Source organism: Intestinimonas massiliensis (ex Afouda et al. 2020), from assembly GCF_900626285.1.
Classification (GTDB): Bacteria; Bacillota; Clostridia; order Oscillospirales; family Oscillospiraceae; genus Flavonifractor; species Flavonifractor massiliensis_A.
The window spans coordinates 73,251-86,450 of the sequence record NZ_LR131148.1 but is presented as its reverse complement, the minus strand read 5'-3'; the positions used below and the strand labels follow the sequence as shown (position 1 = coordinate 86,450).

At 64.3% G+C, this 13,200-nt stretch carries 14 protein-coding genes; 3 read left to right on the top strand and 11 right to left on the bottom strand.

The features are described from left to right. The 4 genes from E0E41_RS16290 to E0E41_RS16275 form a co-directional block, all read right to left on the bottom strand. Positions 1-870, bottom strand: an 870-nt coding sequence (locus E0E41_RS16290) for a TPM domain-containing protein (protein ID WP_130871291.1), incomplete at its 3' end; no start/stop codon positions are given. A gap of 9 nt (positions 871-879) precedes the next feature. Then, positions 880-1,401, bottom strand: coding sequence for a hypothetical protein (locus E0E41_RS16285; protein ID WP_130870951.1), 522 nt, complete (start codon positions 1,399-1,401; stop codon positions 880-882). 3 nt (positions 1,402-1,404) lie between these two features. Then, entirely contained in the window at positions 1,405-2,598 is a 1,194-nt protein-coding gene (locus tag E0E41_RS16280; protein ID WP_130870950.1) for a toxic anion resistance protein, read from the bottom strand. Positions 2,599-2,622: 24 nt separating this feature from the next. Beyond that, a complete protein-coding gene (locus E0E41_RS16275) occupies positions 2,623-3,270 on the bottom strand; it encodes a 5-bromo-4-chloroindolyl phosphate hydrolysis family protein (RefSeq protein ID WP_130870949.1) in 648 nt (215 codons plus the stop codon). Positions 3,271-3,404: 134 nt separating this feature from the next. On the opposite strand from E0E41_RS16275, the gene ilvA reads away from it, so the two are divergent. The 3 genes from ilvA (at position 3,405) to recR (ending at position 6,127) form a co-directional block, all read left to right on the top strand. After that, a complete protein-coding gene (ilvA, locus tag E0E41_RS16270) occupies positions 3,405-4,625 on the top strand; it encodes a threonine ammonia-lyase (protein ID WP_130870948.1) in 1,221 nt (406 codons plus the stop codon). A 248-nt stretch (positions 4,626-4,873) separates the two neighbouring features. Beyond that, entirely contained in the window at positions 4,874-5,521 is a 648-nt protein-coding gene (rpe, locus tag E0E41_RS16265; protein WP_130870947.1) for a ribulose-phosphate 3-epimerase, read from the top strand. Positions 5,522-5,524: 3 nt separating this feature from the next. Further along, positions 5,525-6,127 carry a recombination mediator RecR gene (recR, locus tag E0E41_RS16260; protein ID WP_130870946.1) on the top strand — a complete coding sequence of 201 codons (603 nt, stop codon included), beginning with the start codon at positions 5,525-5,527 and terminating at the stop codon, positions 6,125-6,127. Between the two features lie 36 nt (positions 6,128-6,163). Here the strand turns inward: recR and E0E41_RS16255 are convergent, their stop codons facing one another. The 7 genes from E0E41_RS16255 to E0E41_RS16225 all read right to left on the bottom strand — a co-directional run bounded on the left by E0E41_RS16255 (position 6,164) and on the right by E0E41_RS16225 (position 13,138). Continuing rightward, positions 6,164-7,159 carry an asparaginase gene (locus tag E0E41_RS16255; protein ID WP_130870945.1) on the bottom strand — a complete coding sequence of 332 codons (996 nt, stop codon included), beginning with the start codon at positions 7,157-7,159 and terminating at the stop codon, positions 6,164-6,166. Continuing rightward, the gene (locus E0E41_RS16250) at positions 7,159-7,755 is read right to left on the bottom strand and encodes an FMN-dependent NADH-azoreductase (RefSeq protein ID WP_130870944.1); all 597 of its coding nucleotides are present in this window, start codon (positions 7,753-7,755) and stop codon (positions 7,159-7,161) included. The genes E0E41_RS16255 and E0E41_RS16250 overlap by 1 nt, the downstream gene beginning before the upstream one ends. 45 nt (positions 7,756-7,800) lie before the next feature. Then, positions 7,801-8,904 (bottom strand): DUF2812 domain-containing protein, encoded by a 1,104-nt coding sequence (locus E0E41_RS16245; protein WP_242623853.1) that lies wholly within the window; start codon positions 8,902-8,904, stop codon positions 7,801-7,803. Next, positions 8,901-10,208 carry a DUF2812 domain-containing protein gene (locus E0E41_RS16240; protein ID WP_130870943.1) on the bottom strand — a complete coding sequence of 436 codons (1,308 nt, stop codon included), beginning with the start codon at positions 10,206-10,208 and terminating at the stop codon, positions 8,901-8,903. The genes E0E41_RS16245 and E0E41_RS16240 overlap by 4 nt, the downstream gene beginning before the upstream one ends. Continuing rightward, a complete protein-coding gene (locus E0E41_RS16235) occupies positions 10,205-10,528 on the bottom strand; it encodes a PadR family transcriptional regulator (RefSeq protein WP_130870942.1) in 324 nt (107 codons plus the stop codon). The genes E0E41_RS16240 and E0E41_RS16235 overlap by 4 nt, the downstream gene beginning before the upstream one ends. 110 nt (positions 10,529-10,638) lie before the next feature. Next, on the bottom strand, positions 10,639-11,334 hold the full coding sequence (locus E0E41_RS16230) for a GNAT family N-acetyltransferase (RefSeq protein WP_130870941.1): 696 nt from the start codon (positions 11,332-11,334) through the stop codon (positions 10,639-10,641). 88 nt (positions 11,335-11,422) lie between these two features. Further along, positions 11,423-13,138, bottom strand: a complete 1,716-nt coding sequence (locus tag E0E41_RS16225; protein ID WP_130870940.1) for an ammonium transporter — start codon at positions 13,136-13,138, stop codon at positions 11,423-11,425. Positions 13,139-13,200 lie beyond the last annotated feature (62 nt).

Here is a 13,200-nt window from a genome sequence, read left to right as displayed (position 1 = left end):
CACTCCGCGAAAACAACGGCCACCCCGCCCGCCCCCGCCGCCGCGGAAGGCCCCGCCGCTGTGGAAGCCGCCGCCGCCCATGGGCGGGCGGGGTCCTCTGGGCGGTCTGGGCGGCCGGGGCCGGTGGGGCCGTCCGAAGATGAAGGGCCGGTAGATGTAAGGCGGTGGGGGCATGCCGGGCATCATGTACCGCCGGCGGTAGCGGCGGTAGCGCCAGCCGTCCGCCGCGCACACCACGATCACCAGCACCACGATCAGGAAAAACAGGCCGAACATACCGAAGCCGAACACGGGACCCACGTAGCCGTAGACGTAGTCAGGCTCCGGCTCGGGATAGTACTGGAAATCCTGCTCCCCGCCGCCGGTGCTGCCGGCGTAGTAGCTCTCATACCAGCCGTAGATGGCATCGAAGAAGTCCCGGGTGGCCTGGTCGTATTCCCCGGCGTCGTAGCCGTCGTAGAAGTACTGCTCCAGATACCGCTCCACCTGGGAGGCGGGCAGGGCGTCCTCCAGGCCGGAGCCGGTCATGGCCCACACCTTGTTCTCCCCCACGGCGTACACCAGCACAAAGCCGTTGTTGCGGTCCGCGTCTCCGATGCCGCCCCAGTTCTCCACCACGCCCATGGCGTAGTCGGCGGCGTCCATGCCGTCCATGAAGTCCACCGTCACCACCACGATCTGGCCGCCGGTGGATTCAAACAGAGTGTGGTTCTTGTTGACGATATACTGCTCGGTGTCGGCGCTGAGCACGTCGGCGTAGTCCGCCACGTAAAAGGCGTCGGTGGGCTCCACCACCGCCCCGGCGGTGACAGACAAGAGGCCCGCCGCCAGCACCAGGCAGAGCAGTACGCTCCAAAGTCTTTTTCTCATCGCTTCCTCCTATGCAAAGAGCTGGGCCGGAGCCACAAAGGTCAGTCTGGACAGGATGCTGGCGGGAAAGGCCCCCAGCACCTTGCGGTTGAACTGCTCCGCCGCGTCGTTGTAGCCGTCCCGGGCAATGGTGTCCGCCTCGGAGGCCAGGTCGGTGCGGAACCCCTGAACGTACTGCCGGTCCTTGTCGGTGAGGTCACAGTCCTCCAGCCGGCCCAGCACGGCGGCGGCCTCGGTCTGAAGCCGGGTATAGTCGGCATAGATGTCGGCAATGCCCTGCCGCTGGCCCAGCGCCTCCCGGCTGTCCGTCAGGGGGGACAGGTCGCTCTCCGTCAGGTAGCGCTCCCCCACCGTCAGCACGTTGGCGGTGATGTCCAGGCAGTCCTGTAAATCTCCGGCGATGGGGGCAAACTGGGCCTCCACCTTGGTCCGCTCGCTCACCAGGGAGCGGTGGGAGCCCAGCAGCACCGACAGCACGATGACCACCGCCAGAATCACCATGCCGCCGGTATAGCTCTTGAGGAACTTCATCTCTTAACCCCGCAGCTCCAGCAGCTTCTGCTTCAGCTCGCCCTCAATACGGCCCAGCTCCACCTCGGCCTCACGCCGCTTCTGGGCGCCCTCCTGCTGGATCTTCATCACCTCGTCCAGGGTGGAGATCAGCTGCTGGTTGGTGTGCTGGAGGGTCTGGATGTCCACCACGCTGCGCTCGGCCTCCTTGGCGGTCTCCACGGTGCCCATCTTCAGCATGTCGGCGTTCTTCTGCAGCAGCTCGTTGGTCATGTTGGTCACCGCGCTCTGGGCGGCGGTGGCCTGCCGGGAGTGCTCCAGCCCCAGAGCCAGCACCATCTGGCTCTTCCACAGAGGGATGGTGTTCACCAGGGAGGACTGGATCTTCTCCAGCATCAGGGCGTCGTTGTTCTGGATCAGCCGGGTCTGGGGACCCATCTGGATGGAGATCATCCGGGTCAGCTCCAGGTCGTGGATCTTCTTCTCAAACCGGGTGCACATGTTGGCCAGGTCGTTGTAGGCCTGGGCATCCTCCTGGGTCCCGGACTGGGCCGCCTTCTGCCGCAGCTGCTCCAGCTGGCCGGTGCGCACCTGGTTCAGACGCTTCTTGCCCGCCAGGATATACATGGTCAGTTCCTTATAATACTTGGTGTTCAGCTCATACATCTGGTCCAGCATGGCGATGTCCTTCATCAGGGCCACCTGATGGCCTTCCAGGACCGTGACGATCTTATCCACATTGGCCTCCGCCTTGGAGTAGGACGCCTTCATGGCCTCCAGCTCGTTGCGCTTCTTCTTGAAAAAGCCGAAAATACCCTTCTCGTCCTCGTCCTTGCCGAAGCCCTTCAGCTCCACCACCAGGGAGGACAGGGCCTGACCCACCTCGCCCAGGTCCTTGGTGCGCACCGAGTTCAGAGTGCTCTCGGAGAAGCCGGCGATGTTCTTCTGGGCCGCCGCGCCGTACTGGAGCACCACGTTGGAGTCGGTGATGTCGATCTTCTGGGCAAAATCGTCCACCATCTTCCGCTCCGCCTCGGTGAGCTGGCTCTCGTCCAGCTTTACCGCGTTGGCCTCCCGCTGCTGTTCCGCAGCGGCTGCGGCATCAGGAGTCAGCGTCAATTCAGGGGCCTCCGGTGCCTTGACCTCTGCCGCGGCAGCTGCAGTCCCCAGGTCGGGGGTCAGGGTCAGTTCGGGGGTAAAATCCGTTTGATCGGTCATGGTCACTCGCTCCTTTTATTCAACTTATTCCGTCTGTCCCAGCTGGGTGCCGCCCAGCCCTTCCCGGGCCAGCATCTGCTCCAGCACGGTGATGTCGGTGGAAATATCCAAAGCCTCGTCGGCAAACAGGGCGTCCAGCTGCTTATCGAAGGCGGTGCAGATCTGGTCCAGCATAGCCCCGATCTTGCCCATGGTGCCCTCGATGTTGGCGCCCTCCACCCCCGCCTGATCCATCCGGTCGTAGGCGTTGAGCAGCTTCAGGGTGGTGGGCAGATAGTAGTTCAGAAACCGCCGGATCTGGGGCAGCTTGCTCCGGTCCCGGGCCACCAGGTCGAAGATCTTGCCGGTGACCTCCTCCATGTGGCTGATCTGGGCGGAGATGGTCTTGTCCTCGATGTTGTCGTTGAGCCGCCGCAGCTCGGACAGGGCGCGCTGCCGCTCCAGCAGCAGAGGGTCTTCCGGCTCCGGGTCCCTGACCTGGGGCTCCTCATCCGGCACGATGAGCACCCGGTCGGGGAACAGCTTCCGGCCCAACAGCCAGGCCGCCACCGAGCAGGCCACCGCCAGCACAAAGTGCCACCAGGCGTACATGGGACCGAAAACGGCCCACAGTACCCACACCGCCGCCGCCAGATAGAGGGGGCCGGGAGACTTTTTGACAAGTTTCGCCATTGACAGATCCTCCAAAAATGAGGTTGGTTTTATTGTACCTTTCCCCCTTCCCGGTGTCAAGAACACGTTGACTTTAGGGGGAAAAGTCATTATTATTAAAGGTAATTACCGATTTAAAGAGAGGAAGTCTGCCCATGCTCACCCTGAAGGAGTTCAAAGAGGCCCGCAGCGTGCTGTCCGGGGTCATCCGGGACACCAACCTGCTGTACAGCCCCGCCTTTTCCAAGGCCACCGGCAACAACGTGTATATCAAGCCGGAAAATATGCAAGTCACCGGCGCCTACAAGATCCGGGGCGCTTACTATAAGATCAGCACCCTGTCCGAGGAGGAGAAGGCCAAGGGCCTGGTCACCGCCTCCGCCGGCAACCACGCCCAGGGCGTGGCCTACGCCGCCCAGCAGGCCGGGGTGTCCGCCACCATCGTCATGCCCACCACCACCCCGCTGGTGAAGGTGAACAACACCAAGGACTACGGCGCCAAGGTGGTGCTCCACGGGGAGACCTTTGACGACGCCGCCGAGCTGGCCGCCCGGCTGTCGGAGGAGGAGGGTCTGACCTACGTCCACCCCTTCAACGACCCCGCCATCGCCACCGGCCAGGGCACCATCTCCTATGAGATCTTCCAGGACCTGCCCGACGTGGACGTGATCCTGGTACCCATCGGCGGCGGCGGACTGGCCACCGGCGTGTCCACCCTGGCCAAGCTGCTCAACCCCAACGTCACCGTCATCGGCGTGGAGCCCACCGGCGCCGCCTCCATGAAGGCCAGCCTGGACGCCGGCCACGTGGTCACCCTGGACAAGGTGGAGACCATCGCCGACGGCGTGGCGGTCAAGACCCCCGGCGATCTCATCTTCCCCTATATCCAGAAGAATATTGATGACATCATCACCATTGACGACGACAAGCTGGTGGACGCCTTCCTGGATATGATGGAAAAGCACAAGATGATCGTGGAGAACGCCGGTCTGCTGCCCATCGCCGCCCTGAGCCATCTGAACTGCAAGGGCAAGAACGTGGTGCCTGTCCTCTCCGGCGGCAACATGGACGTGATCACCGTGGCCAGCCTGGTGCAGCACGGCCTCATCAACCGGGGCCGGGTGTTCACCTTCTCGGTGCAGCTGCCCGACCGGCCCGGCGAGCTGCTGCGGGTGGCCCAGATCGTGGCCGGAGCCAACGGAAACATCATCAAGCTGGAGCACAACCAGTTCGTCAACATCAACCGCCAGAGCGGCGTGGAGCTGCGGGTGACCCTGGAGGCCTTCGGCCACACCCACAAGCGGGCCATTCTGGACGCCATGTGCGCCGCCGGGTATCAGGCCCGGGAGTGCCACACCAACGACTTCTACAACTGAGCATAAAACCATTGTGTCCGGGAGAGCGTATGCTCCCCCGGACACTATATGATGCGGCGCGCGGTTCCGGGACATGGGCCGCCGGGCCGGCGGCCCGTGGGCGCGTGGGGAGGACCGGCGGGGCCCCGGGCGACATCCGCTTGACGTATCTTATGTGGCGGAGCGTCCCTTTGCCCCCGGCCCGGATGGGCCTTTCATGGCCCGTCCGCCCGCCTTTCCCCAAAAAACTATGTTTGGAGTGGTAACGGATGATCAAAATCGCCCCTTCCATCCTCTCTGCGGATTTTGTCAACCTGGAGCGGGACATCAAGCGGGTATCCACCGCCGACTGGCTCCACGTGGACGTGATGGACGGCTGCTTCGTGCCCAACATCACCATCGGCGTGCCGGTGGTCCAGTCCATCCGCAAGTGTACCGACATGTTCCTGGACGTCCACCTGATGATCGACAAGCCGGTGCGCTATATCGAGGCCTTCGCCAGGGCGGGTGCCGATCTGCTGAGCGTCCATCTGGAGGCCGACCACCCCACCCGCATTGCCGAGGCGCTGAATCTGATGGGACAGTGCGGCGTGAAGAAGGCGGTGGCCCTCCGGCCCATCACCGCCGCCTCCGCCATCCTGCCCTACCTGGAGGAGCTGGATATGGTGCTGGTGATGACGGTGGAGCCCGGCTTCGGCGGCCAGGCCTTTATGGAGCACCAGCTGGACACCATCAAGCAGGTGCGGGAGCTGATCAACAAGTACAACCCCGCCTGCCGGCTGGAGGTGGACGGCGGTATCAGCCCCAAGACCGCCGGCAAGGTGATCGCCGCCGGAGCGGACACCCTGGTGGCGGGCTCGGCGGTGTACGGCGCCGCCGACCCGGCGGCGGCCATCGCCGCCCTGCGGGAGGGTTAAGGCATGCAGTATTTTCCCCCCGCCCTGGAAAAGCTGGTGGAGCAGTTCGCCCGGCTGCCCGGCATCGGCCGCAAGAGCGCCCAGCGGCTGGCCTTTTTCGTGCTGGCCCTGCCGGAGGAGGACGCGGCGGAGTTTGCCCAGGCCATCGTGGAGGCCAAGTCGGCCATCCACTGCTGCCCGGTGTGCCAGAACTTCTCCCAGGGAGACGGGCTGTGCCCCATCTGCCAGGACCCCAAGCGGGACCAGTCGGTCATCTGCGTGGTGGCCGACCCCAAGGACGTGATGGCCATGGAGCGGTCCCGGGAGTATTCCGGTGTATACCACGTGCTCCACGGGGTGATCTCCCCCATGAACCATGTAGGCCCTGACGACATCCGGGTGAAGGAGCTGGTGGGCCGGGTGGCCGCCGGGAACGTCAGCGAGGTCATCATGGCCACCAACCCGGACACCGAGGGTGAGGCCACCGCCATGTACCTGTCCCGGCTGCTGAAGCCCTTCCAGGTGAAGGTCACCCGTCTGGCCTACGGCATTCCGGTGGGCAGCCACCTGGAGTACGCCGACGACGCCACCCTGCTGCGGGCCCTGGAGGGCCGCAGAGAAATGTAAGCAAAAAGATCCAGCGGCAAAGCCGCTGGATCTTTTTTATGCCATCTCCCCTGCCAGGGAGCGCTCCATATAGTCCCGGATGATGGCCGCATCGTCGGTCTGGCCCAGCACCCACATGAGCTTGGTCACCGCCGCCTCGGTGGTCATGTCCCGGCCCTGGATGACCCCCTGCTCCAGCACCTTCTGCCCCACCTCGTAGATGGAGAAGTCGCTGGGCTCATAGAGGCATTGGCTGCACACCACCACCGTCATGCCCGCCTGGGCCGCCGCCTGGAGCTTGGCGATCAGGTCCCGGCGGACGAAGTGGAGTCCGCCCGCCCCGAAGGCCTCGATGACGATGCCCCGGTAGTGCATCTGGAGGAGCATGTCGAAGATCTCCGGGTCCAGGCCGGGGGTGAGCTTGATGAGGAACACCTTGTCGCACAGCTTGTCCCGCAGGGTGCAGCCGCCGGAGGCGGCCGGGATGCTCTCCCGCCGGATCTGGAGGCCCTTGCCGTCCACCGTGGCCGCCAGGGGCCAGTTGACGCTCTCAAAGGCGTCAAAGTCGGTGGTGCGGGTCTTTACCGCCCGGCAGCCCAGGATCACTTTCCGGTCGAAGGCCAGAAACACCCCCGCCACCCCGGAGGCCGCCATGGCCAGGGCGGTGCGCAGGTTCTCCAGCCCGTCGCTGAGGGGGTGGGTCATGGGCAGCTGGGCCCCGGTGAGCACCACCGGGATGGCGATGCCCCGGAGCATGAAGGAGAGCACCGAGGCGGTATAGGCCATGGTGTCGGTGCCGTGGGTGATGACGATACCGTCAAAATCCCGCCGGTTGGCAAAGACGTGGCGGGCGATGGTCTGCCACTCCTCCGGCTGGATGTTGGAGGAGTCCAGGTGGAGGATGTCCCGGATGGTGAGGTCGTAGGCGTCGGTGATGCCACGGGGGAGCAGCCCGGCCAGGTCCTCCCCATCCAGGCCGGGAGCCAGGCCCTCCGCCGTGGGCAGGGAGGCGATGGTGCCTCCGGTGGTGAGCAGCAGGATACGCTTGGCCATCAGAATTCCTCCGCCAGGGCGTCCGCCCGCTCCATGGCTGCCGCCAGCAGAGCCTCCTTGTCATTGCGGACATCATCCATGCCCTCGGCGTCCAGGAAGCGGACGTCTGGGATACCGTACATGACCCCCAGGCCCTTGATGTGGACAGCGGCCACATCAAGAGGGGTACCGGCATAATAGCCGCCCCGGGTGGTGATATAGAGCAGCCTGGACGCCTTGCACAGGCCGATGCTGTTGCCGTCGGCGTCATAGCCGAAGGTGATATCGGTGACCGAGATCCGCTCCAGATAGATCTTCAGGGCCGCCGGGAAGGATAGGTCCCAGAAGGGGGCGGCGATCACGATCTTGTCCGCCCGGGCGAACTGCCAGGCGGGGTCGAACATGGGCTGGTCCAGCTTGCCCGCGTTCCACAGCGCGTCCCGCTCGGCCAGCACCTCCGGATACTGGGGGGGCAGCCGGTGGGTGCACACATTTTCCTCCGTCACCACCGTGTCCGGGTGAAGGGCCTGGTAGCGGTCCAGGAACCGCCGGGCCAGCTTCAGGGTGCGGGACTTCTCCCCCCGCACGCAGGCATTCACAAAGAGCAGATTTTCCATTTTTCCTCACGCTCCCGGGTTTATTTTTCCCTATGCTATCACACTTTACGCCACGGCGCAAGCGGCCTGGTCCAGCCACTCCAGCAGGCCCTCCGCCACCGTTTTGTCAGTGAGATCCAGTTTTTCCGCCTCTATATGGACCACCCGGTTCCCCTGGCGGAAGATCAGGCCGCTGCCCCCGCCCCAGGCGTAGGTCCAGGCCTGGTCATAGCCCAGATCCGCCTCAGCCAGCTCCACCGCCCCGTGGTAGTGGAAGTAGCGGTGGAGGCGGCCCTCATCTCCCTCAATGGCCCGCAGGTCGCCGCAGATCACATTCGCCAGCCAGGATACCTTGCAGTCATAGGATTCGATCCACAGGTCGCCCTTCTCGGAGAATTCCCGGTACTCCACGCTCTCGCCCAGCACTGAGCGCTCCGCGGTCAGCCGTCCGTTCACCTCATGGTTGCTGCGCTCACTGCTGAAAGCGCCCAAAATAGACAGAAGCAGAATGATGACCAGCACAGTGCTGACCAGCGGCATGGCCCCCCGGAACCGGGCTGCTCCTCGCCTGGGCACCGGAATAGGTTTCCCCTCCTCCGCCGCCCGGCGGCACTTTCGCCGGTAGCGCACCACACGAAAGCCGAGAAACAGTTCCAATGAGATCCAAGCCAGCAGGAACAGCTGGGCCAGCATGGCACCGTTGGAGAAAAACATCTCCCACACCCGGGGCTGGTCCAGGAAAAACCGTCCAACGGCCCAAGCTATCCAGTAAATGACCAGACAGAAAAAGGTGTAGGCCTGATTCCACAGGCTCTTTTTCAGCACCTCTTCCCACTCCAGGCTGCCGTCGGTCTGGATGGGCGCCGGATCGGTGTCCGGCTTGGCCTGGAAGTAGAACATGCCTCCCGCCTCGTCCAGCAGGTCCCACCCCGCCTCATCACACAGGGCCAGATAATCCGCCCGGGCCTGTTCATCCTTCCGGCGAATGGAAGTCCAGCGGGCGGGCTCTACCCAGCACCGGCGGGGCTGCTCCGCCCGGCGGAAGGTGGCGGTGAAGATCCCCAGCTCCGCCAGCTCCCAGCCCCGGTCCGCCAGTTCGTCCAGCTCCGCCTGGGCGGCCTTCACGTCCTCGGCGGTATAGCGGAACCACCGGGTCATGTTCTCTTTCACGCTCCATCCTCCTCCAGCCGGGTCAAAATGCCGTCCAGCCATTGCTCATCCAGCGGCCCCATATTGGTCTCCACCCACAGGATCACGTTACCTCGGCGGATGAGCCACATATCGCCCGTGGCTCCCTCCGGGTAGTTGCCCCCGGAAATACCGTATCGCGCCAGCCACACATCCTCATAGCCGGGCAGTTCCTCCTGATTGGCGGTACCCAGTTCTTTCCGATACTGCTCCGTCACCCAGTCGGCCAACCAGGCCCAGGGCAGCGCCCACACTTCGCTTTCTACCTGTCCATAGGCAAAACCGCCTTCCTCCAGCGGCCCGCCCTCATACCACTCTGCCCGGGCGGACAGCAGGGTGGCATGGGTCTCCAGTATCTCTATATCAGTCCGCTCCGGCAGGAGCCGCCCATCCGCCAGGGGCGGCCTGACGCACAGCAGCCCGGCTACCCCGGACAGGGGCAGCAGCCATGCCGTGAACAGCACCGCCACACAGGCCAGCATAGCCTTGGCATACCGGCGTTTCCGCCGGCGCTCCGGAAGGGGGTCCCTGCCCAAAACCACCAGACAGCCGATGACCATGCCGATCATCCACCCCAGATTCAGCTCTCCCAACATGGCATCCAGCAGGAAAGCCACCGCCAGAGGGATCAGGAGGAGATAACCCACGAGAGCGCAGATCCGGCCCACCCACGCGCTGCCTTGTCCCGGCACCGGGAAGGGCTCATTGCGGGCGATGGCCCGCTTCCACTGGCCCAGCCGCAGCAGCAGCCGTCCCGACCACAGCAGGCCCTCCAGAAGCAGCAGCGGCAGCAGGAGGAGCAGCACGGCCCCTGTATTGCTATCCGTGAGAAACGTGACAAAAAAGCGCCAGTCCAGCGTGCCCAGCCCCAGTCCCACCAGCAGGACCAGAAGCCACAGCACCGCCGCGAGGGCCAGAAGCACCCCCCAACCAATGGCCATCCGCCGCAGGGACTTTTTCCGGAATCGCCGGTACTCCAGCTCTCCGTCGGTCTGGATGGGAGCGGTGCCAGCCGGGGCCTCGTAAATGTTCCAATAGCTGAGCTGACCCACCTGCTGCCAGCCCGCGTCGGCCAGCAGGGTGCGGTAATCCATCCCGTCCTCCCGGTTGGGGTCATACCAGTCCAGGCAGTAGGAAACCGGCTCCTCCACCGGGACGAAGGCGGCCAGCAGGCCCAGCCGGATCTTCTCCAGCCGCCAGCCCTCTGCCGCCCGGCGGTTCAGCATGGCCTCCGCCGCCTTGATGTCCATAACAGGATAGGTAAACAGCGTCCACTTCCGCTTCATTGCCCTTCCTCCTCCCGCAAAACCGTCTCCATATCCGCCGCCTGCCGGCGGATGCGCCGGTACTCCTCCCGCAGGGCTTTGTCCCCCTCTGGGGTGAGTTTATAGTACTTCCGCTTGTCCTCTATCCGGGTGAGGGTGATAAACCCCTCTCCCTCGAACCGCTCCAGCAGGGCGTACAGGGTGCCCGCCCCGATGTTCACCCGGCCCTCCGTCAGGGCGGTGATGGCCTGCATGATGCCGTAGCCGTGGCGCTCCCGGCGCAGGGCCAGCAGGACATAAAACATCTGCTCCGTCAGGGTCTCCAGCTTTTTGCGGGCCATCTGCCTCACCTCCTGAAAGTATATCGATGTTCGCTATAATTATAGTATATCAATATTCGATATATGTCAACAGAAAAAGAGGAGCCGTCCCCGGCTCCTCGCAAAAATCTTTATCTGGCCAGCATCTGGAACCACTGGCTCTGGACCCCCGCCGCCCGGAATCCCATGGCGCGGTAGAGGGCGAAGGCATTTTCATTGTCGGTGGCCACCAGCAGGCGGCACCGACCGTATCCCCGGTCCGCCAGATGGGACAGTACGGCAGTCAGCAGGCCCCGGCCCAGGCCCTTGCCCCGGAAATCCTTGTGGAGGGCGATGCCGTCGATCACCGGCGCGTCCTGGGACAGGTCCAGCTCATACACCCCCACCGGGATATCCTGCCGCTGGACGAAGCCGCAGGCGAATTCCGGAGAGAGAGCCCGCTCCAGATCCCGGGGCCCGTAGGTGGCGGAGTTGGGCATGTCGAAAAAGCACTCGTTGTGGAGGGTGATCCAGGCGCCTCCCCGCGCCCGGACCAGAGGGACCAGGGTCACCGCCCCGTCCTTCTCAGGAAGGGAGGTCAGATCCCGGTCCATCCACAGCAGATCCCGGACATGGGTCAGGGTGAAGCCGTCCCAGTCCCCCTCCGACAGAGGGGCCTCCGGCGCGGTGGAGGTGACGAACAGCTCGGAGGCGCCCAGGCCCAGCAGCTCCTCCCTGCCCCGGCGGAGCAGCTCCTCCAGCTCCTCCGCCCTGCACCGGCGGAGGGCCAGGTAGCCCTTTCCCTTTGCCGCGATCTCCTCCGCAAATACCTGATAGACCGGCTTCATGCCCATTCCTCCAATCGTAACTGTCCCCCATCATACCACAGGCCCCCGGACTTTGACAAGTCCGGGGGCCTGTTTGCGCTTACTGTATTTATTCCTCGCCCTGCAGAGCATCGTAGCCGGTCTCGCCGGTGCGGACCTTGACCACGTCCTCCACACGGTAGACGAAGATCTTGCCGTCGCCGATGTTGCCGGTGTACAGAGCCTTCTTGGCGGCCTTGATGACCTCCCACACGGGCACCTTGGACACCACGATGTCCACCTGCACCTTGGGCAGCAGGTTCATGGTCATGGGAACGCCGCGGTAGTACTCGGTCTTGCCCTTCTGGATGCCGCAGCCCAGCACCTGGGTCACCGTCATACCGGTTACGCCGATGTCGTTCATGGAATCCTTCAGAGCCTCAAACTTGGCCTGGCTGCAGATGATGGTCACCTTGGACAGGGCCACGTCGGAGGCGGTGATGCCGCTGGGGGCGGAAGTCACCTGCACCGGCACCGCCTCGTCGGGGGTGGCCTTCCTGGCGGCCACCGGCTCGGGGTAGGCATTGGCCTTGGCCACGGCGGTCATGCTGGTAGACTGGCTGAAGTCGGCGTAGGCGGTGGGCAGGCCGTGCTCGTGGATGTCCAGGCCCTCCAGCTCCTCAATGGCGCTGGCCCGCAGGCCGATGGTGTGCTTGATGACGGTGAAGATGATCAGCATGGTCACCACCACCCAGGCGATGACGCTGACCACGCCCAGACACTGGGTCAGGAAGAACTGGGCGCCGCCGCCGTAGAACAGGCCGCCGTCCACCGCCAGCAGGCCGGTGAGCAGGGTGCCCATGGCGCCGCACACGCCGTGGACCGAGATAGCGCCAACGGGATCGTCGATCTTGACCACCTTATCGAAGAACTCCACCGCCAGGGGAAGAACGATGCCGGCGCAGATGCCGATGATGGCGGCACCCAGGGGGGAGACCATGTCGCATCCGGCGGTGATGGCCACCAGGCCGCCCAGAGCGGCGTTGAAGGTCATGGAGATGTCGGGCTTCTTGAAGCGGATCCAGGTGAAGAGCATGGTGGTGACGCAGGCCACCGCCGCCGCCATGTTGGTGGTGACGAAGATGCTGCCGGCGGCCTCGATGGTCTCGTCGCCGGTCATGGATACGGTGGAGCAGCCGTTGAAGCCGAACCAGCAGAACCACAGGATGAACACACCCAGGGCGGCGATGGAGAGGTTGTGGCCCAGGATGGCCCGGGGCTTGCCGGCCTCATCGTACTTGCCGATGCGGGGCCCCAGGATCTTGGCGCCGATGAGGGCGGACACGCCGCCGACCATATGGACTGCGGTGGAACCGGCGAAATCGTGGAAGCCCAGCTGAGCCAGCCAGCCGCCGCCCCAGATCCAGTGGCCGGAGATGGGGTAGACCACTGCGGAGATCATCAGGGAGTAGATGCAGTAGGAGATGAACTTGGTCCGCTCCGCCATGGCGCCGGACACGATGGTGGCGGCGGTAGCGCAGAAGACGGTCTGGAAAATGAAGAACGCCGACAGGGGCACGCCCTCCGGCAGGATGGCGGAGTAGTCGCCCTGCACCAGGGGGTCAAAGCCGCCGATCAGGGCGCCGGCTCCACCGAACATGATGCCGAAGCCCAGCAGCCAGAACACCGGCGTGCCGATACAGAAGTCCATCAGGTTCTTCATCAGAATGTTGCCGGTATTCTTGGCCCGGGTAAAGCCCGCCTCGCACATGGCGAAGCCTGCCTGCATGAAGAAGACCAGCGCGGCGCCCAACAGCACCCAGATCGTGTTGACTGATGAATACATCCTCTCATTCCTCCTTCAAAAACCAAAAACGCTCGCTTCGCCTTCCTTGGCGAAACGAGCGT

Excerpts from the sequence above, each read along its gene's own strand:
- E0E41_RS16275 (WP_130870949.1), bottom strand. The coding sequence starts at position 3,270 with ATGGCGAAACTTGTCAAAAAGTCTCCCGGCCCCCTCTATCTGGCGGCG.
- E0E41_RS16285 (WP_130870951.1), bottom strand. The coding sequence starts at position 1,401 with ATGAAGTTCCTCAAGAGCTATACCGGCGGCATGGTGATTCTGGCGGTG.
- E0E41_RS16280 (WP_130870950.1), bottom strand. The coding sequence starts at position 2,598 with ATGACCGATCAAACGGATTTTACCCCCGAACTGACCCTGACCCCCGAC.
- ilvA (WP_130870948.1), top strand. The coding sequence starts at position 3,405 with ATGCTCACCCTGAAGGAGTTCAAAGAGGCCCGCAGCGTGCTGTCCGGG.
- E0E41_RS16240 (WP_130870943.1), bottom strand. The coding sequence starts at position 10,208 with ATGAAGCGGAAGTGGACGCTGTTTACCTATCCTGTTATGGACATCAAG.
- E0E41_RS16230 (WP_130870941.1), bottom strand. The coding sequence starts at position 11,334 with ATGAAGCCGGTCTATCAGGTATTTGCGGAGGAGATCGCGGCAAAGGGA.
- E0E41_RS16250 (WP_130870944.1), bottom strand. The coding sequence starts at position 7,755 with ATGGAAAATCTGCTCTTTGTGAATGCCTGCGTGCGGGGGGAGAAGTCC.
- E0E41_RS16235 (WP_130870942.1), bottom strand. The coding sequence starts at position 10,528 with ATGGCCCGCAAAAAGCTGGAGACCCTGACGGAGCAGATGTTTTATGTC.
- rpe (WP_130870947.1), top strand. The coding sequence starts at position 4,874 with ATGATCAAAATCGCCCCTTCCATCCTCTCTGCGGATTTTGTCAACCTG.
- E0E41_RS16255 (WP_130870945.1), bottom strand. The coding sequence starts at position 7,159 with ATGGCCAAGCGTATCCTGCTGCTCACCACCGGAGGCACCATCGCCTCC.
- recR (WP_130870946.1), top strand. The coding sequence starts at position 5,525 with ATGCAGTATTTTCCCCCCGCCCTGGAAAAGCTGGTGGAGCAGTTCGCC.
- E0E41_RS16225 (WP_130870940.1), bottom strand. The coding sequence starts at position 13,138 with ATGTATTCATCAGTCAACACGATCTGGGTGCTGTTGGGCGCCGCGCTG.